This is a genomic window from Streptomyces sp. NBC_01439 (assembly GCF_036227605.1).
GTDB lineage: Bacteria > Actinomycetota > Actinomycetes > Streptomycetales > Streptomycetaceae > Streptomyces.
In genome coordinates, this window is the sequence record NZ_CP109487.1 from 2,206,580 (window position 1) to 2,232,184 (window position 25,605).

The following is a 25,605-nucleotide window of genomic DNA, read 5'->3' on the forward strand; positions in this document are numbered from 1 at the left end:
GCACCGGACCCGGTCAGGCGCCCCGGAGCAGCTCCCGGATGCGTACGGCGGTGGCTTCGTCCCGCCCGACCGCGAACGGCAGCGCATTGTCCCGGTCCACCCGGAAGGGGACCCCGTCGACCGTGCTCTGCGCCCCGCCGGCCTCGGCGACCAGCAGCAGCCCGGCCGCGTGGTCCCAGGCCGAGGGCCAGGTGAAGGCCAGGCCGTCCATCTCGCCGCGGGCCACCTTCAGGTATTCCAGGCCCGCCGAGCCGCACGGGCGGGCCGCGACCCCGGGCACGTCCAGCCGGGCCAGCGTCCGCTTGTTCTCGTCGCTCGTGTAGAGGGGGTGGGCGATGGCGACCCGCAGTGGGGCGCCCGGTTCCGGCGAACCGCTGTGGATCCGCTCGCCGTTGACGTACGCGCCCTGCCCGCGCACGGCGGTCGCCAGCTCGTCCAGTGCCGGGGCGAAGGTCCAGGAGGCGAGGATCTCCCCGCGCTGGGCCAGCCCGACCAGGGTGCAGAAGGCGGGGTCGCCGTTCACGAACTGCCGGGTGCCGTCGACGGGGTCGACGATCCACACCGGGGCGTCCGCGCGCAAGGCCGCGTACACCCCGGGGTCGACGTGCACGGCCTCCTCACCGACCACGGCGGAGCCGGGCAGCAGCCGCGTCAGGGCGGCGGTGAGGTACTCCTCGGCCTTGCGGTCGGCCACAGTCACCAGGTCGTGGGGGCCGTTCTTCTCGTCGACCTCGTGCTCGGCGAGCTGCCTGAATCTCGGCATGATCTCGATCGCCGCCGCCTTGCGGACGGCCTCTTCCACATCGGACAGGCCATGGGCCAGGAACTCATCGATCATGCCTCCAGCAAAGCACGCCCGACCGACAAACCCCACAGCCATTCTCGTACCGGCGTCTGGACACCGGATGTCCACCGGGTGAAGCGGTCCGAGCCCCGTCGCCCCGCGTCCGCTCGCGCCACCTTCACGAGCTCAGGCGTTCGAGCATCGGCTTTCACTCCCCTGTGAGGGAACACACACCACAAGCCACACGGTGAAACAACCGCCTCATTCGACTCGCAATCTTGCGCGCGGCTCAGGTGCTTCCCGCCATTCCCCGCCGATCCGGCCCTCCCGTCGGATTCGGGAAAACGCGAGAGGGGAGGAGTGCGGAAACCCTACGATGAATTCCATGAGTGCGCTGATCTTCCTCCTGTCGCTCGGCACAGTCTGTCGCGTCACGCGATTCATCACCAAGGACGCCCTCGCCGCAGGGTTCCGCTCCCGGATCGCCGACCGTTTCGGCGAAGACTCCCACCCGGCATATCTGGTCACCTGCGGATGGTGCGTCAGCATCTGGGTCGCGGGCGCCATCACCTTGCTCGCCCACTGGGCCGGTGAGGAAACGTGGTTCCAGGCGGGCACCACGGCACTCACCCTTTCCTACCTCACCGGCCTTGCCGCCAACTGGCTCGACTGAACGGCACGTTGGAATGATCCGCATCATCGCCGCCACTTAAAAATACGACTATACGGCGGCGAGTGTCGGCGTGCGGCGCCCGGGGATAAAGGATGAAGGGAACGAGCCGGGGCTCGGCCCTACGCCGGAACTCCCCCGGCCCTCCCTTGACCGGCCGCCGGAGCGGCCGAACAGAAGGAGGAAGACCATGGCATGCAACTGCGGACGCGCCGGCCGGTCCACGTTCGTCTACCGACTGACCCTCCCCAACGGGGTCACGCGCCAGTACCCCACGCGACAGGAGGCCGACGCCGCCAACAGGAGGGCGGGCGGGCAGGGTTCCATCACGGCGGTCCGCCGGTAGGCCCGCCGTCTGCACCGACGAAGCGGTTGGCTCCCTCGGGCGCACGTCCTCTGGAACGCCAAGGACCCCACATCGGGCCGTACGCCGCGCCGCACCACCAGCAGCCCCTCGGGGTACCGGACAGCCGGTGCACCGAGGGGCTGCGGCGTGCCGCGGCACCCCTGGTATTGCGAATACCACGGAGGAATAGCATGATTCGCTCAGCGCGGAATCCTTTCTCTTCCGCCCGCGAGTCGGCCAGACCGTCCTGGTGCGCGAGTACGCCCCCGGCACCGCCCAGTTGCACACCTGGAAAAGCGACGGAAAGGGAAACCTTTCCTCTTGCGGAAATGCATCAAGGCGCCGCACGATCAGTGTTTATCGCCTCTCGCGCGCCTGAGTGCGCTGAGCCGAACGAGTGGTGTTCTGTTCGCCCATCTAGCCCAAGCCCTCAGCCGGAAGGCCTACTGCTGATATCAGCAGGTGATGCGCCCCGACTCCGCATGGACAAGGGCTCTTAACGGAACGTCCAACCAGTGTTTTCTCGTGCGTTCCGTGCCCCGCCGAGCGCCGTACGGGCGAAGAGAATCATCTGCTTCCGCGGGTCATCCGAAAGGGAGCCACAGCATGGCCAGTTCGACCACCACAGTGACCTCGGCACCGGATCCGTCCGTCTTCGGTCAGGCGGTCACCTTCACCGCCACCGTCCAGCCGGAAAACGCCGGCGACCCCACCCCGACCGGTAGCGTCGAGTTCGTCGTGGACAGCGTGCCCGTCATGACGGTGCCGCTCGACATGAGCGGCCAGGCGCAGTACGTGACCAGCGATCTGGAGGTCGGTCTCCACGGGGTGGAGGCCAACTACTCCGGCGACGCAGAGTACGACCCGTCCACGGGCGCGGACACCCAGGAGGTCACCCTCGCGAACACCACCACCACGCTGGTCTTCGATCCCGAACCCTCGGTCTGCGGCGAGGCGGTGACCGCCACCGCCCAGGTGACCCCCGTTCCGCCGGGCGCGGGAACTCCCACCGGACTGGTGTCCTTCATCGTCAGCGACGACGGTCCGGTGCTGACCACCCCCGTGGACGTGAGCGGGCAGGCGCAGGTCACCTTCAGCGGCCTGGACGTCGGCTTCCACCAGGCAGCCGCCTTCTACACGGGCGACGCGGACTTCAACGGGTCGAACTCCCCGCTGACGCTCCACGTCGTCAACCCTGCGCCCGTCTCGGTCACGGTCTCGGTAAACCCCGACCCGTCGGTGTGCGGTGAGACGGTGACGCTCTGTGTCACCGTGGCACCGGTCTCCTCGGGCGTAGGCAATCCGTCGGGCTCGGTGACCTTCACCGGCCCCGGCGGGCTCAACGAAACGGTGACCCTGGACGCCGGCGGAACGGCCTGCGTCACCACGACCGTGCTGGAGACCGGCACGGTCACCGCCGTCTACGGTGGTGACGAGTGCTACGCGAGCGGGACCGGCACCTTTGAGGTGACGGTCAATCAGGCGTCGAGCATAGTGTCGGTGATGGTGGAGCCCGACCCGTCGGTGTGCGGCGAAACCGTGACGGTGTGCGCCACGGTTGCCGCAGTGGCACCCGGCAGCGGCACCCCGACCGGAACCGTCACCTTCACCGGCCCCGGCGGACTCAACGAGACCGTAACCCTGGATGCCGGCGGAACGGCCTGCCTGACCACGACCGTCCTGGAAACCGGCACGGTCACCGCCGTCTACGGTGGTGACGGATGCTTCTCTGCATCGACCGGCACCACGCCGGTGACCGTCAACCAGGCCGCCAGCGCGGTATCGGTGACGGTGGAGCCCAACCCGTCGGTGTGCGGCGAGACCGTGACGGTCTGCGCCACCGTCACCGCAGTGGCACCCGGCAGCGGCACCCCCACCGGAACCGTCACCTTCACCGGCCCCGGCGGACTCAACGTGACACTGGCGCTCGACGCCGGCGGCACGGCCTGCGTCACCACCAACAGCCTCACCAGCGGCACGGTCACCGCCGTCTACAGCGGCGACGGATGCTTCTCCGCATCGACCGGTGCCTTCGACGTGACGGTCGACCCGGCCTCGAGCACGGTGTCGGTGACCGTGGAGCCCGACCCGTCGGTGTGCGGCGAAACCGTGACGGTCTGCGCCACGGTCACCGCAGTGGCACCCGGCAGCGGCACCCCCACCGGAACCGTCACCTTCACCGGCCCCGGCGGACTCAACGAGACCGTGACCCTCGACGCCGGCGGAACGGCCTGCGTCACCACGACCGCGCTGGAGACCGGCACGGTCACCGCCGTCTACAACGGCGACGAATGCTTCTCCGCATCGACCGGCACCACGCCGGTGACCGTCAACCAGGCCGCCAGCACGGTATCGGTCACCGTGGAACCCAACCCGTCGGTGTGCGGCGAAACCGTGACGGTGTGCGCCACCGTCACCGCAGTGGCACCCGGTAGCGGCACCCCGACCGGAACCGTCACCTTCACCGGGGCCGGGCTGAACACGACCGTACCTCTGGACGCCGGCGGAACGGCCTGCCTGACCACGACCGTCCTGGAAACCGGCACGGTCACGGCCGTCTACAACGGCGACGAATGCTTCTCCGCATCGACCGGTGCCTTCGACGTAACGGTCGACCCGGCCTCGAGCACGGTGTCGGTGACCGTGGAACCCAACCCGTCGGTGTGCGGCGAAACCGTGACGGTCTGCGCCACCGTCACCGCAGTCCCACCCGGCAGCGGCACACCCACCGGAACCGTCACCTTCACCGGCCCCGGCGGACTCAACGAAACCGTGACCCTCGACGCCGGCGGCACGGCATGCGTCACCACGACCACGCTGGAGACCGGCACGGTCACCGTCACCTACACGGGTGACACCTGCTTCCTGCCGTCAACAGGCTCACTGGACGTGACCGTCAACCAGGCGGCCAGCACGGTATCGGTCACCGTGGAACCCAACCCGTCGGTGTGCGGCGAAAACGTGACGGTCTGCGCCACCGTCACCGCAGTCGCACCCGGTAGCGGCACACCCACCGGAACCGTCACCTTCCTGCTGCCCGACGGCAGCACTCAGGTCGCGGGACTGGACGCCGGCGGCACGGCATGCGTCACCACGACCACGCTGGAGACCGGCACGGTCACCGTCACCTACACGGGTGACACCTGCTTCCTGCCGTCAACAGGCTCACTGGACGTGACCGTCAACCAGGCGGCCAGCACGGTATCGGTCACCGTGGAACCCAACCCGTCGGTGTGCGGCGAAAACGTGACGGTCTGCGCCACCGTCACCGCAGTCGCACCCGGCAGCGGCACACCCACCGGAACCGTCACCTTCACCGGCCCCGGCGGACTCAACGTGACACTGGCGCTCGACGCCGGCGGCACGGCCTGCCTGACCACCAGCAGCCTCACCAACGGCACGTACTCGGCCACCTACAACGGCGACACCTGTTTCGCCGGCTCGGACGGCCTCTTCGACGTGACGGTCAACCCGGCGTCGAGCACGACCGCCGTATCGGTCGACCCCAACCCGTCCGTGTGCGGCGAGACCGTGACGGTCTGCGCCACCGTCACCGCAGTCGCACCCGGCAGCGGCACCCCCACCGGAACCGTCACCTTCACCGGAGCCGGGCTCAACCAGACCGTGACCCTGGACGCGAGCGGCACGGCCTGCGTCACCACCAACAGCCTCACCAACGGCACGGTCACGGCCCTCTACAACGGCGACGGATGCTTCTCCGCATCGACCGACAGCACAGTGGTGACGGTCAACCAGGCAGCCAGCGCGGTATCGGTGACGGTAGAGCCCGACCCGTCGGTGTGCGGCGAAACCGTGACGGTCTGCGCCACGGTCACCGCAGTGGCACCCAGTAGCGGCACCCCCACCGGAACCGTCACCTTCACCGGGGCCGGGCTGAACACGACCGTACCTCTGGACGCCGGCGGAACGGCCTGCCTGACCACGACCGTCCTGGAAACCGGCACCGTCACGGCCGTCTACAACGGCGACGGATGCTTCTCCGCATCGACCGGCACCACGCCGGTGACCGTCAACCAGGCAGCCAGCACGGTATCGGTCACCGTGGAACCCAACCCGTCGGTGTGCGGCGAGACCGTGACGGTGTGCGCCACCGTCACCGCAGTCGCACCCGGCAGCGGCACCCCCACCGGAACCGTCACCTTCACCGGCCCCGGCGGACTCAACGAGACACTGGCGCTCGACGCCGGCGGCACGGCCTGCGTCACCACCAACAGCCTCACCAGCGGCACGGTCACCGCCGTCTACAACGGCGACGGATGCTTCTCCGCATCGACCGGCACCACGCCGGTGACCGTCAACCAGGCAGCCAGCGCGGTATCGGTCACCGTGGAGCCCAACCCGTCGGTGTGCGGCCAGTCCGTGACGGTGTGCGCCACCGTCACCGCAGTCGCACCTGGCAGCGGCACACCCACCGGAACCGTCACCTTCACCGGAGCCGGCGGACTCAACGTGACACTGGCGCTCGACGCCGGCGGCACGGCCTGCCTGACCACCAGCAGCCTCACCAGCGGCACGGTCACGGCCACCTACAACGGCGACTCCTGTTTCGCCGGCTCGGACGGCCTCTTCGACGTGACGGTCAACCCGGCGTCGAGCACGGTGTCGGTGACCGTGGAGCCCAACCCGTCGGTGTGCGGCCAGTCCGTAACGGTGTGCGCCACCGTCACCGCAGTCGCACCCGGCAGCGGCACACCCACCGGAACCGTCACCTTCACCGGAGCCGGGCTCAACCAGACCGTGACCCTGGACGCGAGCGGCACCGCATGCGTCACCACCAACAGCCTCACCAGCGGCACGGTCACCGCCGTCTACAACGGCAGCGGATGCTTCTCCGCATCGACCGGCACCGCCCCGGTGACCGTCAACCAAGCGGCCAGCACCACCACCGTGTCGGTGACCCCCAACCCCTCGGTGTGCGGCCAGACCGTGACGGTCTGCGCCACCGTCACCGCAGTCGCACCCGGCAGCGGCACCCCCACCGGAACCGTCACCTTCACCGGAGCCGGGCTCAACCAGACCGTGACCCTGGACGCGAGCGGCACCGCATGCGTCACCACCAACAGCCTCACCAGCGGCACGGTCACCGCCGTCTACAACGGCAGCGGATGCTTCTCCGCATCGACCGGCACCGCCCCGGTGACCGTCAACCAAGCGGCCAGCACCACCACCGTGTCGGTGACCCCCAACCCCTCGGTGTGCGGCCAGACCGTGACGGTCTGCGCCACCGTCACCGCAGTCGCACCCGGCAGCGGCACCCCCACCGGAACCGTCACCTTCACCGGCCCCGGCGGACTCAACCAGACCGTACCTCTGAACGCGGGCGGCAAGGCCTGCGTCACCACCAGCAGCCTCACCAGCGGCACGGTCACCGCCGCCTACAACGGCGACGGATGCTTCAAGCCGTCGACGGGGACGACGGGCGTGACCGTGAACAACGCCCAGACCACGACCGCGCTCACCATCACCCCCAACCCCGTGGTCTGCGGCCGCCCGGTGACGTTCTGCGCGACCGTGACGACCGTCGCGCCGGGCAGCGGTACGCCCACCGGGACGGTCACCTTCACCGGCCCCGGCGGCTTCGTCCAGACCGTGACGCTCAACGCCGGCGGCACAGCCTGCGTCACCACCACCGCGGGCGCCAGCGGCACGGTGACCGCCGTCTACAACGGTGGCACCTGCCACAGTCCGTCCGCAGCGGCGGCCAACCTGACCGTGAACCCGGCTCCCACGACGCTGACGGCGGCCCCGGCGCAGATCCGCCTGCGGACGAACGGCACGTTCGTCATCCAGTCGATGAGCGCCACGCTCAAGGTCACCTCCACCGCCGCTCCGCTTCCCGGACAACTGGTCACCTTCAGGGCGAACACGTCGCTCGGGCCCATCGTCCTGGGGACCGCGCTCACCAACGCCGGCGGGGTGGCGACACTGGCCCCGCCGACGCTGACGGTTCCCAGCACGGTGATCACGGCGACGAGCTACACCGCGTCCTTCGCGGGGACGAGCTGCTACGCCGCTTCCACCGTGACGGCGCCGCTGACACTCGTCCTCTCCCCTCTCCTTCCCTGACCGAACACCGGTCACCGCTCCGGCCGCCACGGGCCGGGGCGGGCCGGCTGACCGGGGCGGCGACCGCCCCGGTCAGCGGTGACCGTGAAGACACCTGTGGTACTCGGTAACAGGCCGGGGCGGCGCCGACGAGGGACTCGGCGTCGCCCCGGACACGTGGGGAGCGGCAGGTGATCAGGACGCGGGACGCCGACGCAGTAGCGGGGACAGGGGCAAAGCCGCATCTGTACCGTGAGTACGACCGTGCCCCCGTAGAAGGCAGCCCGTCATGAGCGAAGCCACGAGCCGTGGCCCCGAACGCGTCGTCATCGTCGGGGGGAGCCTTGCGGGCATGCTCGCGGCAGCAGCGGTCAAAGACCACGTCGGTTCCGTGGAGATCCTCGAGGCCCACGATCTGCCCGCAGGACCCGAACCGCGCACCGGAGTACCCCAAGCCGCCCATATCCACTGGCTGCAAGCCGGCGGCGCAGAGGCGATCGACGCCCTGCTACCGGGCAGCATCGACCTGTTGATGGCCGCGGGCGCCCACCGCATACCGGTGACCACCAACATGGTGATCTTCTCTCCCGAGGGGTGGTACCGCCGCTGGCAGCGCGCCACCCACTACGTGATCACCGCGAGCCGGGACCTGACGGACCTCGTCGTCCGCAGCGAGGTCCTCAAAGACCCGCGGGTCACCGTGCGTACGCGCACCAAGGCCGTCGGACTGCTCGGCGACCGCCGTACCGTCCGGGGCGTACGCCTTCGCGATGCCGACGGCACCACGTCGGACCTGCGCGCCGACCTGGTCATCGACGCCTCTGGACGGGCCTCCCGCCTGCCCCGGTGGCTCGCCGAGCTCGGTCTCACCGGTCTCGCCGAGGAGCGTCTCGACTCCGGCATGGTCTACGCGAGCCGCCTCTACCGGGCCCCCGTCCCCACGCGCGGCTGGCCGGTCGTCGGAGTACAGGCCGACCCGCGTCTGCGCCGACCTGCCAAGGCCGGCGGCATCCTGCCGATCGACGGTGACCGCTGGCACGTCAGCCTGATGGGAGCCCCCGGTGGAGAGCCCACTCGTGCGGCGGAGGACTTCGAGCCCTTCGCCCGTACCCTGCGCCATCCCGTCATGGCCGACCTGCTGAAGCACGCTGAACCGCTCGGCGAAGTCAGCGTCTCCCACAGCACCGCGAATCGGCGCCACTACTACGAACGGCTCAGCGCCCGGCCCGACGGCCTGGTGGCACTGGGGGATTCCGTTGCCACCTTCAACCCCGTATATGCGCAGGGCATGTCGGTGGCTGCGCTGGGCGCGCTCGCCCTGCGTGACCTGCTCGCGACCGGCTCGCCCCGCGACCTGGCCCACCTGGCCCACCGGGCCCAGCGCGCCATCGCCCGGCCCGTGCACATCGCTTGGACCCTCGCCACCGGTCAGGACGTCCATTTCGCCACGACCAAGGGCCGGCACCCGAAGCTCGCCGACCGCCTCCTGCGCCGCTACGTCAGCCGCCTGTCCCGCACGGCAACCGGATCGTTCCGTGCCGCCACGGCCCTGACGGACGTCCTGGCCCTCCAGGCCCCGCCCACGTCCCTCGTCAGACCCGGTGTGCTGCTGGCCGCCCTGGTCGGCCCCTTGCGCCCTCAGCTCGACAGCCCTCAGTTCAACCCTGCGGAACGCCAACTCCTGGACGGTCTGTCCCGCCGAGAGGCCCCAGGGCCCTGAACGCCGGGCGGGGCCGACCCTTCGGTCGGCCCCGCACCGCCGGCGAGCGTCAGCTGAACGACGGGATGATGTGGGAGCCGTACGCGTCGATCGTGGCCTCCCGCGCATCGTGCATGTCGTAGACGGCGAACTGGTCGACGCCCAGATCGCGCAGGGCCCGTAGCTTCTCGACGTGCGCCTCTACCGGGCCCAGCAGGCAGAAGCGGTCGACGATCTCGTCGGGGACGAAGTCGGTGGACGGGTTCCCGGCCCGGCCGTGGTGGCTGTAGTCGTAGCCCTGGCGGGCCTTGATGTACTCGGTGAGCTCCTCGGGGACCATGGTGGAGTGCTCGCCGTAGCGGGAGACGAGGTCGGCCACGTGGTTGCCGACCATTCCGCCGAACCAGCGGCACTGGTCACGGGCGTGAGCCAGGGAGGCTGTCGAGTCGTCGGCCGTGACGTAGGCGGGGGCCGCTACGCAGATGGTGAGGGACGCCGGGTCGCGGCCCGCCTCGGTCGCGGCCTGCCGCACGGCCTTGACCATCCACTCGGTCAGGTAGGGGTCGGCGAGCTGGAGGATGAACCCGTCGGCCTTCTGGCCGGTCAGGGCCAGCGCCTTCGGCCCGTACGCGGCCATCCAGACCGGAAGTTTCCCGTCCTTGATCCAGGGGATGCGCAACGGCTTGCCGTCGACCTCGGCCTCGCGGCCCTCGGCGAGGTCGCGGATCACCTCGATGGCCTCGCCGAGGCGTGCCAGGGTGTTGGGGGCCCGGCCGGCGACGCGCATGGCGGAGTCGCCGCGGCCGATGCCGCAGACGGTGCGGTTGCCGTACATGTCGTTGAGGGTCGCGAAGGTGGAGGCGGTGACCTCCCAGGTGCGCGTGCCCGGGTTGGTCACCATGGGGCCGACGTGCAGTTTCTGCGTGTTGGCGAGGATCTGGCTGTAGATGACGAACGGCTCCTGCCAGAGCACCGCCGAGTCGAAGGTCCAGCCGTAGCGGAAGCCGTTGCGCTCGGCTCGCTTCATGAGGCTGATGACCTGGGATGCGGGCGGGTCGGTCTGCAGGACGAGGCCGAAGTCCATGGGGCGGCTCCTTGACGCTTTACAGGTACTGGCAGGTGGAGCGGGGGACGAAGGCCCCGTGGCCGGCCCGGCCGGTGAATTCGCGCCGGTCGATGACGAGTTCGCCGCGCGAGAGCACGGTGTCGACGCGTCCGGTGATCCGCCTGCCCTCGTACGCCGAGTAGTCCACGTTCATGTGGTGGGTCTCGGCGGAGATGACCTGCTCGGCGTGCGGATCGTAGAGCACGATGTCGGCGTCGGAGCCCGGTGCGATGGTGCCCTTCTGCGGGTAGAGGCCGAACATCCGGGCCGGGGTCGCGCACGCGATCTCGATCCAGCGGCGGCGGCTGATGTGCCCGTCCAGGACCGCCTGGTGGAGGAGGTCCATGCGGTTCTCCACCCCCGGCAGCCCGTTGGGGATCTTCGAGAAGTCCCCGCGGCCCAGCTCCTTCTGGCCCCGGAAGCAGAAGGGGCAGTGGTCGGTGGAGACCACCTGGAGGTCGTTGGTCCGCAGGCCCCGCCACAGCGCCGCCTGGTGTTCCTTCGGCCGCAGCGGTGTGGAGCAGACGTACTTGGCGCCCTGGAAGTCGGGCTCTTCCAGGTTGTCGGTGGACAGGAAGAGGTACTGCGGACAGGTCTCCCCGAAGACGGGCAGGCCCTTGTCGCGTGCGGCGGCGAGCTCGGCGACGGCTTCCTCCGCCGAGACGTGGACCACGTACAGCGGGGCGCCCGCGACCCGCGCCAGCTGGATGGCGCGGTGGGTGGCCTCGGCCTCCAGCAGGACCTTGCGGACCTCTCCGTGGTGGCGGGGGTCGGTCTCCCCGCGCGCGAGGGCCTGTTCGACGAGCACGTCGATCGCGATGCCGTTCTCGGCGTGCATCATGATCAGCCCGCCGTTGGCGGCGCCGCGCTGCATGGCGCGCAGGATCTGCCCGTCGTCGCTGTAGAAGACGCCGGGGTAGGCCATGAACAGCTTGAAGGAGGTGACCCCCTCGCCGACGAGGTGGTCCATCTCCTTGAGCGTCCTCTCGTTGACGTCCGAGAGGATCATGTGGAACGCGTAGTCGACGGCGCAGTTGCCGTCGGCCTTGGCGTACCAGGTGTCGAGCCCCTCGCGCAGGGAGTGGCCCACGCTCTGCACGGCGAAGTCGACGATGGTGGTGGTGCCGCCCCAGGCGGCGGCTCTGGTTCCGGTCTCGAAGGTGTCGGAGGCCGAGGTGCCTCCGAAGGGAAGCTCCATGTGGGTGTGCGCGTCGACCCCGCCGGGGATCACGTACTTCCCGGTCGCGTCGATCGTGCGGTCGGCCGTCCAGGCTCCGGCGGCGGCCGAGCCGTGTGCGGCCAGCGCCGCCACGCGGCCGTCCTCGATCAGGACGTCGGCGTGCAGTTCGTCGGAGGCCGTGACGAGGAGGCCGCCGCTGATCAGGGTGCGGATGCTCATGTGATCCCCCTACTGGATGCTGCGCAATGCCTGTTCGAGGACCTCGGCGCCCTCTTCCGCCTCGGCGACGGTGAGGGAGAGCGGCGGCGCGATGCGCAGCACGCTGGTGTTGTACCCGCCGCCCTTGCCGAGCAGCAGGCCGCCCTCGCGGGCCGCCTCCAGGACGGCCGCGGCCGCGTCCGGGTCGGCCTCGTCGGTGCCCGGCTTCGTGAGTTCGAGGCCGGCCATCAAGCCCCGGCCGCGGACCTCCCGTACGGCGGGCACGGTGGCGGCGATCGCGCGCAGCCGCTCCAGGAGCATGCCGCCGACGCGGCGGGCGTTGCCCTGGAGGTCGTGCTCCAGCAGGTACGCGAGGTTGGCGACGCCGGCCGCCATGGTGACCGGGGAGCCGCCGAAGGTGGAGATGGAGTTGGAGTCCAGGCAGTTCATCACCTCGGCGCGGGCCACGACCCCGCCGATGGACATGCCGTTGCCGATGCCCTTGGCGAAGGTGAGGATGTCCGGCGGGCCGTTCTGGGCGTGTGCCTGCCAGCCCCAGAAGTTGTCGCCGGTGCGGCCCCAGCCGGTCTGCACCTCGTCGCTGATCCACAGGATGCCGTGGCGGTTCAGGACCTCGCGGAAGGCGCCGTAGAGGCCGTCGGGCGGGGAGGTGAAGCCGCCGACGCCCTGGATCGGTTCGGCGATGAGGGCGGCCACTCCCCCGCGGGCCTGGCCGAGCACGTCCTGGAGGTCCTCTACGGCGGCGGCGGTGAAGGCGGCGTCGTCGAGGTGGGCGAGGGGGCCGCGGGTGCGGACGGCGCCCTGGACGTAGTAGGTCTGCAGCGGCGAGAGGCTGGTCGGGGACCAGCCGCGGTTGCCGGTGATCGAGACGGTGGAGAAGGACCGGCCGTGGTAGCTGTTGCGCATCGCCAGGATCTGGTTGGAGCGGCGGTACGTCGTCGCGAGCAGCAGGGCGGTGTCGTTGGCCTCGGTGCCGGACGTGGTGAAGAAGACCCGGGCGTCGGGGATTCCGGAGAGGGCGGCGACCCGCTCGGCCAGCTCGATCATCGGCCGGTTGAGGTACAGGGTGGAGGAGTGGATGATCCGCCCGGCCTGCTCGGACACGGCCTTGGTGACCTCGGGCAGGGCGTGGGCGGTCATCGTGGTGAGGATGCCGCCGAAGAAGTCGAGGTAGCGGTTGCCGTCGGCGTCCCAGACGTGGCGGCCCTCGCCGTGGGTGAGCTCGATGGGGTGCTTGTAGTAGAGCGCGAGCCAGTCGGGCAGGACGGTGCGGTGGCGGCTGTGGAGCGGGGTCGGGTTGGTCACGGTTGTACGAGCCCTCCGTAGGCGTCGGGGCGGCGGTCGCGGTAGAAGGCCCACTGGTCGCGGACCTCCTTGATCAGGTCGAAGTCGAGGTCGCGGACGACGAGTTCCTCGTCCTTGTCGCTGGCGACCTCCCCGACGAACTGACCGCGGGGGTCGACGAAGTAGCTGGTGCCGTAGAAGTCGTTGTCGCCGTACTCCTCCTGGCCGACGCGGTTGATGGCCGCGACGAAGTACTCGTTGGCGACGGCGGAGGCGGGCTGCTCCAGCTGCCACAGGTACGCGGACAGGCCTCGGGAGGTGGCGGAGGGGTTGTAGACCAGCTGGGCTCCGGCCAGGCCCAGTTGGCGCCATCCCTCGGGGAAGTGGCGGTCGTAGCAGATGTAGACGCCGATCCGGCCGACGGCGGTGTCGAAGACGGGCCAGCCGAGGTTGCCCGGACGGAAGTAGTACTTCTCCCAGAACCCTTTGACCTGGGGGATGTGGTGCTTGCGGTACTTGCCCAGGTAGCTGCCGTCGGCATCGATGACGGCAGCGGTGTTGTAGTAGAAGCCCTCGCTCTCCAACTCGAAGACCGGTACGACGATCACCATGCCGGTCTCGCGGGCGAGGTCCTGCATGCGGCGTACGGTCGGGCCGTCGGGGACGGCCTCGGCCCAGCCGTAGTGCTCGGGCTCCTGGACCTGACAGAAGTAGGGGGCGTTGAAGACTTCTTGGAAGCCGATGATCTGCGCGCCCTGGGCGGCTGCCCGCCGCGCGTGCTCCTCGTGTTTGGCGATCATCGATTCGGTGTCTCCGGTCCAGGTGGCCTGGACCAGCGCGGCGCGGACGACTTGGGCCATGAGCTGCTCCTCGCGACGGGAACGCCGAGTTCTACGCACGTAGACGGTGTGCGTAGGGAGTAGAACGTAGGCCTCGTCACACCGTGGGGCAAGACCGCCGTGCACGGTTGGAGTAGTCGATCACGTTACGTCGCCGCGCGGTCGAATGCGGTCACCAGGCGGGCGGGTTAGGTGCCCCTAGGGGGCGGCGATGCCCGCCACCCGCAGGGCGTGGACCAGATCGCGGTGCCGGGGTCCGGGGAGTGCCCGGGCCGCCCCGAGCAGGCGCGGGGCGAACCACTGCGGGTCGTGCCGGGCCAGGACCGCCGCCTCCTCGGCGGTGCGCACCCGGACGAAGGCGCCGAGCAGGGCGTCGGCCTCGCGGATCCGGCCGGCCCCGCCGAGGGCGAGCGCCGCCTCCGCGACCTCACCGGCCGGGCGGGCCGCGGCCTGGCGCAGCAGGGCCTCGCAGTCGGCCTCCCGACCGGCGGCGCCGAGGGCGGCCGCGGCCGCCGCAAGTCGCTCGGGCGGGAGCGAGGCCGCCTCCCACAGCAGGGTGGCCCAGTCGGCCGCGAGCCCGGCCCGGGTCAGCTCGGCGGCGACTGCGGGCAGCTGCTCGGCGGGCCGGGCCGCGGCCTCGCACAGCAGGGCGTGCGCCTCGCCGCTACGACCCTGGGCGCGCAGGGCGAGCAGGGCGGCGGCGATGACTCCGGGGAAGCCCGCCGAAGGCCCCGCCGAGTGCGCGGGGTTCGGCGCGGCTTCGCCAGCGGCGGGCGCGTCACGGTCGGGGGCAGGGGTGGGGGCGGGGTCGGGGTCGTCCGGGAGGGCGAAGCGGGCTCCGCGCGGCGCGGGGAGCGCGGCGCCGGGACCGGAACCCGGCGTGCCGTCCCCACCGGGGTGTCCCGGCGGCGGGGTGAAGGCAGGGGCCACGGGGGCCGCCGAGCCCGCGTACCGGGCGCCCCCGGCACGCCGCGCACCGCGCAGCCACCGCCCCTCGGCCCGGCCGACCGGCGGCTCGGCCCGTACGGGGGGTTCTTCGGCTGCGGCCGTGTCCGCCCGGTGGCCCGGCCCGGTACTCGGTGCGGTGTCCGGCCCGGCGCTCGGCCCGGCACTCGGTGCGGTGTCCGGCCCGGCGTTCGGTGCGGCGCTCGGCCCGGCATTCGCCTCCCGCTGCCGGGGTACCCCCGGTAACCACGGTGCGGCCTCCGGCCGCGCCGGCCACAGCCCGTCGGGGCCCACGTGCAGGGCCCGCAGGCGGGCGGCCAGGTCTTCGTGGCGAGCCACGGCGCGGGCCACGTCGTCCTGGACCCAAGCGAGTTCCCGGGTGAGGGCGTCCGTCTCGGCCCGGTCGGCGGCCCGGCCGAGCCGTACCGTCAGGTTCCGCAGGGCCGTCTGCGATGTGGCCCGCTGGGCCACCGCCGCCGCGAGCAGGGTCCGCAGCTCCCCCTCGCCGCCCGGCAGCCGGTCCCACACGGCGACGGCCGCCGCCCGCAGCTGGGCCGCGTATACGGTCTCCCGCGCAGCGAACTCCGCGCCCCGCGCCCCGGCCAGGTCCCGCAGCAGCGATTCGACCATGTCCCACGGGGGCATCGCCGCCCCGTCGAGACAGGCCTTCATCCCCTCCGGATCCCGGCGCAGGAACTCCCCGTACCAGCCCGCCCCGGGGTCCAGTCTCTGCGTCAGCCCCAGCAAGTACCCCGAGAGTTGACTGATCGCCAGCGAAGTCGCGGTCTCCATGACCGCATTGGATCCCACCTGTGTTACGGGCGGGCTACGGGAATCTCAAAGCTTGACGGCGATCGCGGTGTGCGGACGCTTGCCCCGGCGCGCCAGGGCAGCGGGCACGTCCACCACCCAGAACTGCCAGGTGTACTTGCGGGACATCAGCTTCCGCACCCGCCGCAGCCCCGCCTCGCCGAGCAGCCGGGCCTCGCCCTCCCGCACCCGTGCCCCTTCCTCGACGCGCCCGCGCATGTCGCAGGCGGTGACGGTGACCCGCCCGTTGTTGCGGATCCGCTTGGCCTTCCACGAATCGCTGCGCGTCCACACGTACAGCTCACCCCCGTCGGCGACCGCCCACACCGGTGTCGCCACGGGCGTGCCGTCCTTGCGGAAGGTGGTGAGGCTGACGTACCGCGCCCTGCCGAGCTCTTCGAGATCCATGTCCGCACCCTAAGGGCTGTCCCGTAATCCGCGGTGGGTCAGCGCGCGGCGTCAGATGCGGTGCATCTCCCCCAGCTACCGCTGGGAGGGGCCCCCGGGCGGAGGGTCGTCCTCATACTGGGCGTATTAGGGCGATCCCGACAACGCGGCGAGGTGCCGTAGCTGGCGCCGCGCGCCCGCCGGGGATTGCGGGACAGCCCTTAGGCCGTCAGGCGGGCGGGGTCTCTCCGTGGCTGACCGTTTCCCACGCCACGAACAGTTCGTCCGTCCCGGCCGGCCGGGTCTTCTCGACCAGGGCGCGGGTGTACGGGAGCTTCGCGCCGGTCCGGGTCTCGTAGTGGTGCAGGGCCACCTCCAGGTCGGGCCCCATGGTCCGCTCCACCTTGCCCCCGCACAGCCACGGCGGGGCCTTCGCCCCGAGCTGGTACTTCGCGTGGAACTCCAGCGCGGTGCGCAGCCGGGCGGACTGCTCGCCGTACAGGTCGACGCCCTGGTGCCAGGCGGTCTCGGCGATGTGCGCGGACGCGGCGAGCGCGTAGCCGACGTGCATCAGGTTGCGGCAGGTCTCCTGGGCGATGCCGTCGACGTAGGTGCCCTGGTCGAACCAGTACGCCTTGACCTGGGCGGCCGTCTGGATGGCGGCGGACCGCGGGGACATCGGGCGGGGGCCGTCCATCCGGAGGTAGAAGTACGCCGGCACGCGCGCCCGGAACCGCTCCAGGGACTCCCGGAAGATCGCCTGGTCCTCCAGGAAGACGGCGATGGAGACGGCGGCGTCGGTCATGGCCAGTTCCCAGTTGCCGTTGTAGGCGGGCACCTGGGCGCGGACGGCCGGCAGGTAGGCCGTGCGCAGCATCTGCTTGAACCGGGTGACCCGGGGCTCCGCCCAGTCCGGGTAGTCGGCGTGCATGATCTCGGCGGCCCGCGCCCAGCTGGATCCGGACCAGGCGGCCTGGAGTCCGGCGTTGTCCTCGCGGTGCTTCTTCATCACGGCCGACCAGGCGTCCATGATCTGCACGGCCTTGCGCGCATGGGCGGCCCTGCCGTTCACCGACCACAGCAGGGCGTGGCTGTAGGCGGCGATCGCGTCCTGTCGTTCGTCGAGACAGGACTGCGGCCCGCTGTTGAAGGGGCAGGGGACCACGTCGGCCGGGTGCGGGGTGTAGTCGAGCGAGGCGTAGCGGCTGCCGAGGAGCGCCCGGTAGGCGGAGAGCCAGGGTTCCTTGCCGGCCGCGACCATCTGCTTCGCCTGCCGCAACTGGCCGTGGCTGACGACGACGCCGGGGTGGTGGAAGACCACGTCGCCGGCACGGTGGCGGTCTTCGGGGGCGGTGCACGCCGCGAGCAGCAGGCCGCCCGCGAGGAGGGCACCGACGACTGCGAAACCGACTCGCTTGGAAGCGTTCATGGCTGACACGCCTTCACGCTTGCCCCGCGCTCCGCACCTCCCACCGCCCATTGGGCCGTCTGGCCGCCGGGCCCGCCCGAACGGCAGGCCGGGACGTGCCTCAGGCCGAAACGTACCTCAGGCCGGGACGGCGGCGCAGCGTCGCAGCAGATCGTCCAGCGAGAGGCCGAGCGCCGCGGCGAGGGCGGCGACCGTGAAGAAGGCGGGGGTGGGTGCCCGGCCGGTCTCGATCTTCCGCAGCGTCTCGGCGGAGAGCCCGGCGCCGGCCGCGACCTCGACCATGCTCCGGTCGCCGCGGGCCTCGCGCAGCAGGACGCCGAGCCGCTCGCCGCGCTCGCGCTCTTCGGGGGTGAGGGGGGTTCGGACCATGCGCCCATCCTACCCCGCACACCAATAACTATCCCGTTATTTTTATACCGGTATAGTTATTGGCATGGTGAAACTGAAGACGGACCGAGAGATCGACGAGATGCGGGCCGCGGGCCGGGTGGTGGCCCGCGCCCTGGCCGCCGTACGGGAGGCCGCCGACGTGGGGGTGTCCCTGCGGGACCTGGACCGGGTGGCCCGCGAGGTGCTCCGCGGGGCCGGTGCCACATCGCCCTTCCTGGGCTACCGGCCGCCGTTCGCGCCCGTGCCCTTCCCCGCCGTGGTGTGCGTCTCGGTGAACGACGCGATCGTGCACGGCATCCCCGACGACTACCGGCTGCGGGGCGGCGACCTGGTCAGCGTCGATTGCGGGGCGGAGCTCGGCGGCTGGACCGGGGACGCGGCGGTCAGCTTCACCGTCGGTCCCGCCCGGCCCGCCGACCTCCGGCTGATCGAAACCTCCGAGGCGGCCCTCGCCGCCGGGATCGCCGCCGCCGTGCCCGGGAACCGGATCGGCGACATCGCCCACGCGATCGGCACCACCTGCCGCGCCGCCGGGTACGGAGTGCCGGACGGCTTCGGCGGTCACGGCATCGGCCGCACCATGCACGAGGACCCGGGCGTGCCCAACGAGGGCCCGCCGGGACGCGGCATGAAGCTGCGCCCCGGCCTGGTCCTGGCCATCGAGCCGATGCTGATCTCGGGCGGTACGGACGACTACGCGTGCGACGCGGACGGCTGGACCCTGCGGACCGTCGACGGCAGCCGCGCCGCGCACTCGGAGCACACGGTCGCGATCACCGCCGACGGCCCGCGGATCCTCACCACCCTCTGAGCCGGCTCCCGAACCGACTGCGGCCGCTACGGCTTCCCGTGCGGGTGGACCACCATCGCCGAGCCGCCGCCCCGGCGACTGGTCTCGGCCGCCGCCAGCCAGCGCCCGTCCGGCAGCCGCTGGACGCCGGTGGCCGCGCCGATCTCCGGGTTCTGCCGGAAGCCCTGGCCGATCGCCTCCAGCTCCGCGCGCAGCGGGCTATTCCACAGGCCCGGCTCCAGCTCGGTGGTGGTTTGGTTGCGCTGACTGGCCCGCGGCGCGGCGATCGCGTCGACCAGCGGCAGACCCCGGTCCAGGTGGCCGATCAGGGTCTGCAGCACGGTGGTGATGATGGTGGCGCCGCCCGGGGAGCCCACCGCGAGCACCGGGCGGCCGTCCTCCAGCACGATCGTCGGGGACATGGAGGAGCGCGGCCGCTTGCCGGGGCCGGGCAGGTTCGGGTCCGGGACCCCGGGCGCGGCCGGGGCGAAGGAGAAGTCGGTCAGCTCGTTGTTCAGCAGGAAGCCGCGTCCGGGAACGGTGATGGCGCTCCCCCCGGTGGACTCGATGGTCAGGGTGTACGCGACCACGTTGCCCCAGCGGTCGGCCGCCGTCAGGTGCGTGGTGTTCTCCCCTTCGTACGTGGTCGGGGCGGCCTGACCGGAGCCGCCGCAGGCCGCCGGGTGGCGCGGGTCACCGGGGGCCAGCGGGCTGGTCAGCGTACGGTCCGGTGCGATCAGGCAGCCGCGCGAGTCGGCGAACCGCTGCGAGAGCAGTTGGCGGGTGGGCACGTCGACGGCTGCCGGGTCGCCGACCCAACGGCCCCGGTCGGCGAAGGAGATCCGCGAAGCCTCGATGAAGCGGTGCAGGTACTGCGTCTCGGACAGCTTCGAGAGGTCGGTCCGCTCCAGGATGTTCAGCGCCTCGCCGACCGTGGTGCCGCCGGAGGAGGACGGAGCCATGCTGTACACGTCCAGGCCGCGGTAGTTCACCCGGGTCGGGTCCTGCCGTTTGGTCGCGTACGCGCGCAGGTCGGCGGTGGTCAGGTCGCCGGGGCGGACCTTGCGGGTGGCCGCCGGGTCCACCGGGGGCGTCCGCACGGCCCGGACGATGTCCTCGGCGAGGGGGCCGCGGTAGAGGGCGCCGGTCCCCTTGCGGCCGAGTTCGGCGTAGGTGGCGGCCAGGTCCGGGTTCTTGAAGGTGGAGCCGACCACCGGCAGTGCGCCGCCGGGCAGGAACAGCTCCTTGGTCGCCGGGAAGTCCTTGAAGCGGTCCTGGTTGAGCTCGGTCTGGGCCCGGAAGGTGCTGTCCACCACGAAGCCCTCGCGGGCCAGTTTCTCGGCGGGTTTCAGCAGCTTGTCGAGCGGGCGGGTGCCCCAGGCGTCGAGGGCGCTCTTCCAGGTGGCGGGGGTGCCGGGCACGCCGACGCCGCGGCCGCTGGTCTGGCCCTCGGCGAAGGGGATGGGGAGGCCGTTCTCCTGGAAGAGGGTCTCGGTGGCCGTGGCGGGGGCGGTCTCGCGGCCGTCGATCGTGTGCACCCGGCGCGAGCGGGCGTCGTAGTAGACGAAGTAGCCGCCTCCGCCGATGCCCGCCGAGTAGGGCTCGGTCACCCCGAGCGCGGCGGCGGTGGCGACCGCCGCGTCCACGGCGTTGCCGCCGGAGCGCAGGACGGCGATGCCCGCGGCGGAGGCGTCGGCGTCCACGCTGGCGACCGCCCCGCCGTAGCCGGCGGCGACCGGCACCTTGGCCGGTGCGGCGGTCGTGGTGGGCGGGGCCGCGGCCCCGGTGGAGACGAGCGCCCCGGCGAGGGCGACGAGTGCTAACTGACGTGCGGCGGGAGCACGCATGCGGTTCCTCCGGTCGACGGCCGGTCAGGTCTGGTTGGCGCAGCGTAACTTCACCGCACCCCCCGCGTCAGGAAGGCGGCCCGGCCGCTACCATCCGCCGCATGAACGACGACGTGCGCAACATCGTGCTCGGGGTGATAGCCACCGCCGTCAGCGGCGGCTTCGGCTGGTTCGCCCGGACCTATCTGTGGCGCCGTACGCTGCGCCGCAAGCAGGCGTTCTTCGGACTGCCGGCCGGCGCCGAGTGCCTGTTCGTGGTCAACCGGCAGATGGGTGGCAAGGAATCGTCGGTGCACCGCAACGACGCGTTCGCGCTCCTGGAGATCTCCGCGCTGATCAAGGACTGCGGGGCGAACGTCCAGATCGTCACGCACGCCGAGGCGCGCCAGGGCTTCGGTGACCGCGCCGAGTTCTGCGTCGGCGGCCCGACGTCCAACACCCGTACGGTCGCGCACCTGGCCTCGATGCTGCCGGGAGTACGGGTGAACATGGACGCCGAGGAGCACGAGGACCGGGGCGCCATCCAGGTGGGCGGCGAGAGCTACCGGTGGGCCCCCGGGCGGGTCGAGCACGTGCTGTTGGCCAGGCTGACGGGCGCGCAGGGCGGCCGTCCCGTCTTCCTGCTCTCCGGGCAGACGGCGGTCAGCAACCAGGCCGCCGCCCGCTACCTCGCCCGCAACCACGAGCGGCTGGCCCGCACGTACGGGAAGGATCCCTTCTGCCTGATGCTGAAGGTGGTCAACTCCGATGCCTACGGCCCCGATGTGACCGAGCTCGCGGCCGATGTCACCCGGGCCGCCCTGACACCCGAACCGGCAGCCGTGTGATCCCGTTGATGAAGTTGGAGACCAGCCGGCGCGGCGGTCCCGCCAGTTCCGGCGCGGGCATGGCCGCGCACCACTCCTCGTAGAGGATCCGCAGCTGGAGCCGGGCGAAGTGGGCGCCGAGGCAGACGTGCGGGCCGTCTCCGAAGGAGACGTGCGGGTTGGGGGTGCGCGCCAGGTCCAGGCGGCCCGGGTCGGCGAAGACGCGCTCGTCGTGGTTGGCGGAGGCGTGGAAGACCACCACCTTGTCCCCGGCGCGGATCCGCTGCCCGGCCAGATCGGTGTCGACGGCGGCCGTGCGGCGGAAGCTGAGCACCGGCGGGTGGACGCGCAGGAGTTCCTCGACGGCCCGGTCGAACGGGACGGATCCCTCCGCGAGCCGGCGGTAGGCGTCCGGGGCCCCGGCGAGTGCGAGCAGGCCGCCGGGGGCGGCGCTGCGTACGGTGTCGTTGCCCGCGACGGTGAGCAGGAAGAAGAACATCTCCAGTTCGGCCGGGTCGAGTCCGGCCCCGGCGAGGGCGGTCAGCACGTCGTCGCCGGGGTGGGCGCGCTTGTGGTCGGCCAGTTCGCGGGCGTACGCGAACATCTCGCCGAGCAGGGCCGGGGAGCGCGGGTTGAGCGGGGTGCCGTCCGGGCCGAGCAGCGGCGCCGGGGCGTCGTCGGGGTCCTGGTACCCGATGATCCGTACGGTCCACTCCAGCAGCAGGGCCCGGTCGGCGGCCGGGACGCCCAGCAGGTCGGTGAGGTTCAGCAGCGCGTACTCGTCGGTGACGGCGCGTACGAGGTCGGCGGCGCCGTCCACGGCGTCCCGGCGGGCGGCGGCGAGCAGGGTGCGGGCGCGCTCCCGTACCCGTTCGGCGAAGGCGTCGACGCGGGCGGGGGTGAAGGCTCGGGACACCAGCCGGCGCAGCCGGCCGTGCTCGGGCGGGTCCTGGTTGAGCATGGTTCGGCGCAGGAAGGGCAGGTCGGCCGGGTCGGGGTCGCGGATCTGGGTGGCGCCCAGCCAGGAGGAGTACGTGCGGTGGTCGCGCAGGACCCGTACGACGTCGGCGTGCCGGGTGACGGCCCAGAAGCCGGGGCCGGCGGGCCAGCCCCCGATCTCCGGCTCCGCCTGCCGGGCCACGGGGTGCCGCTCGCGCAGCAGCCGGTAGCGCTCGTGCGGGACGCCGGCGGCGTAGATGCGGGGGTCGAAGACGTCGGGGACGTCCGCGGCGTGGTCCATGGGGCCACCGTGACGGGTGCCCGGCCCCGACCGCAAGGGTGCGGCACCGTGGGCCGGGGGTGCGCCGGGCCGGTCAGCGTTTGCGGTCGCAGTCGGCGGCCGGGAGGGTGGTGTCGGGGCCCATCAGGATGACGGGGCTGAGGCCGTCCGTCAGGACGGCGGTGCCGATGGTGCACACGATCTGCATGCGGGCCAGGTCCGAGAGGTCGCCCACGGCGAACGGCACCCGGACCGTCGTTCCTGCCTGCGAGGTCGGGCTCACCGCCATCTGGTCCTCCTGTCCGGCGGACAGCCGGGGCAGGGCCGTGGTGAGCCCGACCTCGGCGGCCCGGCCGCGGGGGCCGTCGAACAGCAGCCCCAACAGCACCACGGGGTTGAGCCGGTAGCCCTCCGCCAGGCTGAAGGGGCTCGGGGCGAGTCGGTCGCCGTCCTTGGCCACGAAGTAGAGGAAGTTGCCCTTGCCCCCGGAGACCTTGACGGTGGCGGAGTGGCCACTGTCGATCACCCCGCTGCGTTTGATCCCGCATCCGGTGAGCAGCAGGGCGCAGCCGACCAACGTGGCCGTGGCCACCGCTGCCCGGGATCTCGTTCCGTGCCCGGTCACGCGTGGGCCTCCAGCGGCATGTCGAGGGTGAAGACCGCTCCCCCGGTGGGCCCGTTGGCCGCGAGGAGGGTTCCGCCGTGCAGGCGGACGTTCTCCAGGGTGATGGCGAGGCCGAGGCCGCTGCCTGCGGAACGGGTCCGGGCCGCGTCGGCCTTGAAGAAGCGGTCGAAGATGTGCGGCAGCACCTCGGGGGCGATGCCGGGTCCGCTGTCGGCGACGTCGATCAGCAGCCGTTCGCCGTCCTCGCCCGGTGCGGTCCGTACGGTGATGCGCACGGGGGCGCCGCCGTGCCGCAGGGCGTTGCCGACGAGGTTGGCGAGGACGACGTCGAAGCGGCGCGGGTCGAGCCGGGCGCGCACCTGGTCCGGCAGCTCGGCGACGATGCGGTCGTCGACCCAGTGGCGGCGCTCCAGGGTCTTGCGCACGGCTTCGGCGATGTCCACGTCGTCGAGGTTGAGTTCGGCGGCCCGGGCGTCGAAGCGGGAGATCTCCATCAGGTCCTCGACGAGGACGGCGAGCTTGCCCGTCTCGGTGCTGACCAGGTGCAGGGCCTTGGCCGTGTCGGCGTCGAGGCGTTCGGCGTCCTCGTCGAGGACCTCGGTGACGGCGAGCATCCCGGCGAGGGGGGTGCGCAGTTCGTGGGAGACGTCGGAGGCGAACCGGCGGGCGCGGATCTCCGCGTCCTGGAGCTCGCGCACGGACTGTTCCAGGGCGCGTGCGGTCTCGTTGAAGGTGCGGGCGAGTCCGGCGAGCTCGTCGGCGCCCCGGACCTCGATCCGGGTGTCGAGGCGGCCGCGGCCGAGGTGCTGGGCGGCCCGGCGCATGTCGCGGACGGGCCGCAGCACGCTGCGGGCGGCCAGCAGCGCGGGCACGATGGCGATGGCCAGGCCCGGGACGGCACCCTGCTTGGCGGCGTCGACCATGGCCTCCACGGTCTGCTTCTCGGTGGAGAGCGGGACGCTGGCGTAGAAGACGGCTCCGGTGGATTCGGTGGATCCGTTGTGTTCGAAGAGGGCGGGGACGCCGATGGTGAGCCAAGGGTTGCCGCGCGCGTCCTCGACCCGCTGGAAGGCGGTGTAGTCGTGGCGGCGGACCTTCTCGCGCAGGTTGTCGGTGATCACGCTGGAGGTCGGCGTGCCGGGGTTGGTGGAGACCCGCACGCTGCCGTACTCGCCGAAGATGATCCACGGGTGCGGTTTGCCGCGCTTGCCGAGTTCGATGACGATGCGCTGGAGCTCCTGCTGGTCCAGCGGAAGACGGAACTCCTGCTGCTCGACCTGGTCCCGCAGGGTGCTGATGGCGGTGTCCTGGGTCTGCTTGAGGATCGCGTTGCGCGCCTGCTGGTAGGTGAGGGCGGCGGTGGTCACCGCGCTGATCGCGGCGACCAGCAGGAAGGCCGCGATCAGTCGGGTGCGCAGGCCCAGCGGCGCGATGCGTCTCACGGTCGCCTACAGGGGACCGAAGCGGTAGCCGAAGCCGCGCACGGTCTGTATGTAGCGGGGGCTCGCGTCGGGGTCCTCGACCTTGGTGCGCAGCCGGCGCACGCAGGCGTCCACGAGCCGGGCGTCGGCGTGGTAGCTGTGGTCCCAGACGTACTCGAGGAGTTGCTGGCGGGAGAAGACCTGCTCGGGCGAGGCCGACAGGTGCAGCAGGAGCTTGATCTCGCTGGGGGCCAGCGGCACGCGCTCGCCGTTCTTGGCGACGCTCAGCCCGGCGCGGTCGATGGTCAGTTCACCGTGGTGCTCGACCCCGGAGCGGGTGCCGACGGGGTCGCTGAGGCGGCGCAGTACGGCTTTGATGCGGGCCTCGATGACCTCGGTGCGGGCGGGTTTGACGATGTAGTCGTCGGCGCCGGCCTCGAGGCCGACGACGACGTCGAAGTCGTCGCCGCGGGCGGTGAGCATGATGATCGGCACCTGGCTGGTTTCGCGGATGCGGCGGCAGACCTGGACCCCGTTGATCCCCGGCAGCATCAGGTCGAGCAGGACGAGCTCGGGGCGGAAGCCGCCCATCAGTGCCAACCCTTCCTCGCCGGTCTCGGCGGAACGCACGTCGTGGCCCCGGCGGCGCAGGCCGAGGCCGACCCCCTCGCGGATGGAAGGGTCGTCCTCGATCAGCAGTACGCGTGGCATCCGGTCAGTATCCCAAAGGTGTTGCGGGGCTTA

The 25,605-nt window shown here is 71.6% G+C and carries 20 protein-coding genes; 6 read left to right on the forward strand and 14 right to left on the reverse strand.

Annotated elements, in window-relative coordinates; genetic code table 11:
• Positions 1-13: 13 nt before the first annotated feature.
• Entirely contained in the window at positions 14-838 is an 825-nt protein-coding gene (locus OG207_RS09695) for an inositol monophosphatase family protein (protein ID WP_329097700.1), read from the reverse strand.
• A 331-nt stretch (positions 839-1,169) separates the two neighbouring features.
• On the opposite strand from OG207_RS09695, the gene OG207_RS09700 reads away from it, so the two are divergent.
• The 4 genes from OG207_RS09700 to OG207_RS09715 all read left to right on the forward strand — a co-directional run bounded on the left by OG207_RS09700 (position 1,170) and on the right by OG207_RS09715 (position 9,586).
• On the forward strand, positions 1,170-1,457 hold the full coding sequence (locus OG207_RS09700; RefSeq protein ID WP_329097701.1) for a hypothetical protein: 288 nt from the start codon (positions 1,170-1,172) through the stop codon (positions 1,455-1,457).
• Positions 1,458-1,644: 187 nt separating this feature from the next.
• Entirely contained in the window at positions 1,645-1,800 is a 156-nt protein-coding gene (locus tag OG207_RS09705) for a DUF7196 family protein (RefSeq protein WP_329097703.1), read from the forward strand.
• A gap of 606 nt (positions 1,801-2,406) precedes the next feature.
• Positions 2,407-7,887, forward strand: a complete 5,481-nt coding sequence (locus OG207_RS09710) for an Ig-like domain repeat protein (RefSeq protein WP_329097705.1) — start codon at positions 2,407-2,409, stop codon at positions 7,885-7,887.
• A 268-nt stretch (positions 7,888-8,155) separates the two neighbouring features.
• Positions 8,156-9,586: an NAD(P)/FAD-dependent oxidoreductase gene (locus tag OG207_RS09715; RefSeq protein ID WP_329097707.1), complete on the forward strand. Its 1,431-nt coding sequence runs from the start codon at positions 8,156-8,158 to the stop codon at positions 9,584-9,586.
• A gap of 49 nt (positions 9,587-9,635) precedes the next feature.
• Here OG207_RS09715 and OG207_RS09720 read toward each other — a convergent pair whose 3' ends face one another.
• The 8 genes from OG207_RS09720 to OG207_RS09755 form a co-directional block, all read right to left on the reverse strand.
• On the reverse strand, positions 9,636-10,649 hold the full coding sequence (locus OG207_RS09720; RefSeq protein WP_329097708.1) for a TIGR03842 family LLM class F420-dependent oxidoreductase: 1,014 nt from the start codon (positions 10,647-10,649) through the stop codon (positions 9,636-9,638).
• Between the two features lie 19 nt (positions 10,650-10,668).
• Positions 10,669-12,069, reverse strand: coding sequence for a dihydropyrimidinase (gene hydA, locus OG207_RS09725; RefSeq protein ID WP_329097710.1), 1,401 nt, complete (start codon positions 12,067-12,069; stop codon positions 10,669-10,671).
• Positions 12,070-12,078: 9 nt separating this feature from the next.
• Complete coding sequence (locus OG207_RS09730; protein WP_329097712.1) at positions 12,079-13,374, reverse strand: aspartate aminotransferase family protein; 1,296 nt, start codon at positions 13,372-13,374, stop codon at positions 12,079-12,081.
• Positions 13,371-14,213, reverse strand: a complete 843-nt coding sequence (locus tag OG207_RS09735; RefSeq protein ID WP_189740752.1) for a nitrilase-related carbon-nitrogen hydrolase — start codon at positions 14,211-14,213, stop codon at positions 13,371-13,373. The genes OG207_RS09730 and OG207_RS09735 overlap by 4 nt, the downstream gene beginning before the upstream one ends.
• A gap of 177 nt (positions 14,214-14,390) precedes the next feature.
• Entirely contained in the window at positions 14,391-15,929 is a 1,539-nt protein-coding gene (locus OG207_RS09740) for a hypothetical protein (RefSeq protein ID WP_329097715.1), read from the reverse strand.
• Positions 15,930-15,974: 45 nt separating this feature from the next.
• Positions 15,975-16,355 (reverse strand): PPOX class F420-dependent oxidoreductase, encoded by a 381-nt coding sequence (locus tag OG207_RS09745; protein WP_329097716.1) that lies wholly within the window; start codon positions 16,353-16,355, stop codon positions 15,975-15,977.
• Positions 16,356-16,563: 208 nt separating this feature from the next.
• The gene (locus tag OG207_RS09750) at positions 16,564-17,763 is read right to left on the reverse strand and encodes an alginate lyase family protein (protein ID WP_329097718.1); all 1,200 of its coding nucleotides are present in this window, start codon (positions 17,761-17,763) and stop codon (positions 16,564-16,566) included.
• 117 nt (positions 17,764-17,880) lie between these two features.
• Positions 17,881-18,132, reverse strand: a complete 252-nt coding sequence (locus OG207_RS09755) for a helix-turn-helix domain-containing protein (RefSeq protein WP_266606319.1) — start codon at positions 18,130-18,132, stop codon at positions 17,881-17,883.
• A 64-nt stretch (positions 18,133-18,196) separates the two neighbouring features.
• On the opposite strand from OG207_RS09755, the gene map reads away from it, so the two are divergent.
• The gene (map, locus tag OG207_RS09760) at positions 18,197-18,964 is read left to right on the forward strand and encodes a type I methionyl aminopeptidase (protein WP_329097720.1); all 768 of its coding nucleotides are present in this window, start codon (positions 18,197-18,199) and stop codon (positions 18,962-18,964) included.
• A 26-nt stretch (positions 18,965-18,990) separates the two neighbouring features.
• Here map and ggt read toward each other — a convergent pair whose 3' ends face one another.
• Positions 18,991-20,790, reverse strand: coding sequence for a gamma-glutamyltransferase (gene ggt, locus OG207_RS09765; protein ID WP_329097722.1), 1,800 nt, complete (start codon positions 20,788-20,790; stop codon positions 18,991-18,993).
• Positions 20,791-20,891: 101 nt separating this feature from the next.
• On the opposite strand from ggt, the gene OG207_RS09770 reads away from it, so the two are divergent.
• Positions 20,892-21,617: a hypothetical protein gene (locus OG207_RS09770; RefSeq protein ID WP_329097724.1), complete on the forward strand. Its 726-nt coding sequence runs from the start codon at positions 20,892-20,894 to the stop codon at positions 21,615-21,617.
• Here the strand turns inward: OG207_RS09770 and OG207_RS09775 are convergent.
• The 4 genes from OG207_RS09775 to OG207_RS09790 all read right to left on the reverse strand — a co-directional run bounded on the left by OG207_RS09775 (position 21,577) and on the right by OG207_RS09790 (position 25,572).
• The gene (locus tag OG207_RS09775; protein ID WP_329097726.1) at positions 21,577-22,836 is read right to left on the reverse strand and encodes a cytochrome P450; all 1,260 of its coding nucleotides are present in this window, start codon (positions 22,834-22,836) and stop codon (positions 21,577-21,579) included. The genes OG207_RS09770 and OG207_RS09775 overlap by 41 nt on opposite strands.
• A 73-nt stretch (positions 22,837-22,909) precedes the next feature.
• On the reverse strand, positions 22,910-23,440 hold the full coding sequence (locus tag OG207_RS09780) for a hypothetical protein (protein ID WP_329097727.1): 531 nt from the start codon (positions 23,438-23,440) through the stop codon (positions 22,910-22,912).
• Positions 23,437-24,882 carry a HAMP domain-containing sensor histidine kinase gene (locus OG207_RS09785; RefSeq protein WP_329097729.1) on the reverse strand — a complete coding sequence of 482 codons (1,446 nt, stop codon included), beginning with the start codon at positions 24,880-24,882 and terminating at the stop codon, positions 23,437-23,439. Before OG207_RS09785 ends, OG207_RS09780 begins: the two co-directional genes overlap by 4 nt.
• A gap of 6 nt (positions 24,883-24,888) precedes the next feature.
• Positions 24,889-25,572 carry a response regulator transcription factor gene (locus OG207_RS09790; RefSeq protein WP_329097730.1) on the reverse strand — a complete coding sequence of 228 codons (684 nt, stop codon included), beginning with the start codon at positions 25,570-25,572 and terminating at the stop codon, positions 24,889-24,891.
• Positions 25,573-25,605: the final 33 nt, after the last annotated feature.

What these genes read in the sequence shown, in the direction of transcription:
- OG207_RS09695 (WP_329097700.1), bottom strand. Translation starts at nt 838, where the DNA reads ATGATCGATGAGTTCCTGGCCCATGGCCTGTCCGATGTGGAAGAGGCC.
- OG207_RS09700 (WP_329097701.1), top strand. Translation starts at nt 1,170, where the DNA reads ATGAGTGCGCTGATCTTCCTCCTGTCGCTCGGCACAGTCTGTCGCGTC.
- OG207_RS09705 (WP_329097703.1), top strand. Translation starts at nt 1,645, where the DNA reads ATGGCATGCAACTGCGGACGCGCCGGCCGGTCCACGTTCGTCTACCGA.
- OG207_RS09710 (WP_329097705.1), top strand. Translation starts at nt 2,407, where the DNA reads ATGGCCAGTTCGACCACCACAGTGACCTCGGCACCGGATCCGTCCGTC.
- OG207_RS09715 (WP_329097707.1), top strand. Translation starts at nt 8,156, where the DNA reads ATGAGCGAAGCCACGAGCCGTGGCCCCGAACGCGTCGTCATCGTCGGG.
- OG207_RS09720 (WP_329097708.1), bottom strand. Translation starts at nt 10,649, where the DNA reads ATGGACTTCGGCCTCGTCCTGCAGACCGACCCGCCCGCATCCCAGGTC.
- hydA (WP_329097710.1), bottom strand. Translation starts at nt 12,069, where the DNA reads ATGAGCATCCGCACCCTGATCAGCGGCGGCCTCCTCGTCACGGCCTCC.
- OG207_RS09735 (WP_189740752.1), bottom strand. Translation starts at nt 14,213, where the DNA reads ATGGCCCAAGTCGTCCGCGCCGCGCTGGTCCAGGCCACCTGGACCGGA.
- OG207_RS09740 (WP_329097715.1), bottom strand. Translation starts at nt 15,929, where the DNA reads ATGGAGACCGCGACTTCGCTGGCGATCAGTCAACTCTCGGGGTACTTG.
- OG207_RS09745 (WP_329097716.1), bottom strand. Translation starts at nt 16,355, where the DNA reads ATGGATCTCGAAGAGCTCGGCAGGGCGCGGTACGTCAGCCTCACCACC.
- OG207_RS09750 (WP_329097718.1), bottom strand. Translation starts at nt 17,763, where the DNA reads ATGAACGCTTCCAAGCGAGTCGGTTTCGCAGTCGTCGGTGCCCTCCTC.
- OG207_RS09755 (WP_266606319.1), bottom strand. Translation starts at nt 18,132, where the DNA reads ATGGTCCGAACCCCCCTCACCCCCGAAGAGCGCGAGCGCGGCGAGCGG.
- map (WP_329097720.1), top strand. Translation starts at nt 18,197, where the DNA reads ATGGTGAAACTGAAGACGGACCGAGAGATCGACGAGATGCGGGCCGCG.
- ggt (WP_329097722.1), bottom strand. Translation starts at nt 20,790, where the DNA reads ATGCGTGCTCCCGCCGCACGTCAGTTAGCACTCGTCGCCCTCGCCGGG.
- OG207_RS09770 (WP_329097724.1), top strand. Translation starts at nt 20,892, where the DNA reads ATGAACGACGACGTGCGCAACATCGTGCTCGGGGTGATAGCCACCGCC.
- OG207_RS09775 (WP_329097726.1), bottom strand. Translation starts at nt 22,836, where the DNA reads ATGGACCACGCCGCGGACGTCCCCGACGTCTTCGACCCCCGCATCTAC.
- OG207_RS09790 (WP_329097730.1), bottom strand. Translation starts at nt 25,572, where the DNA reads ATGCCACGCGTACTGCTGATCGAGGACGACCCTTCCATCCGCGAGGGG.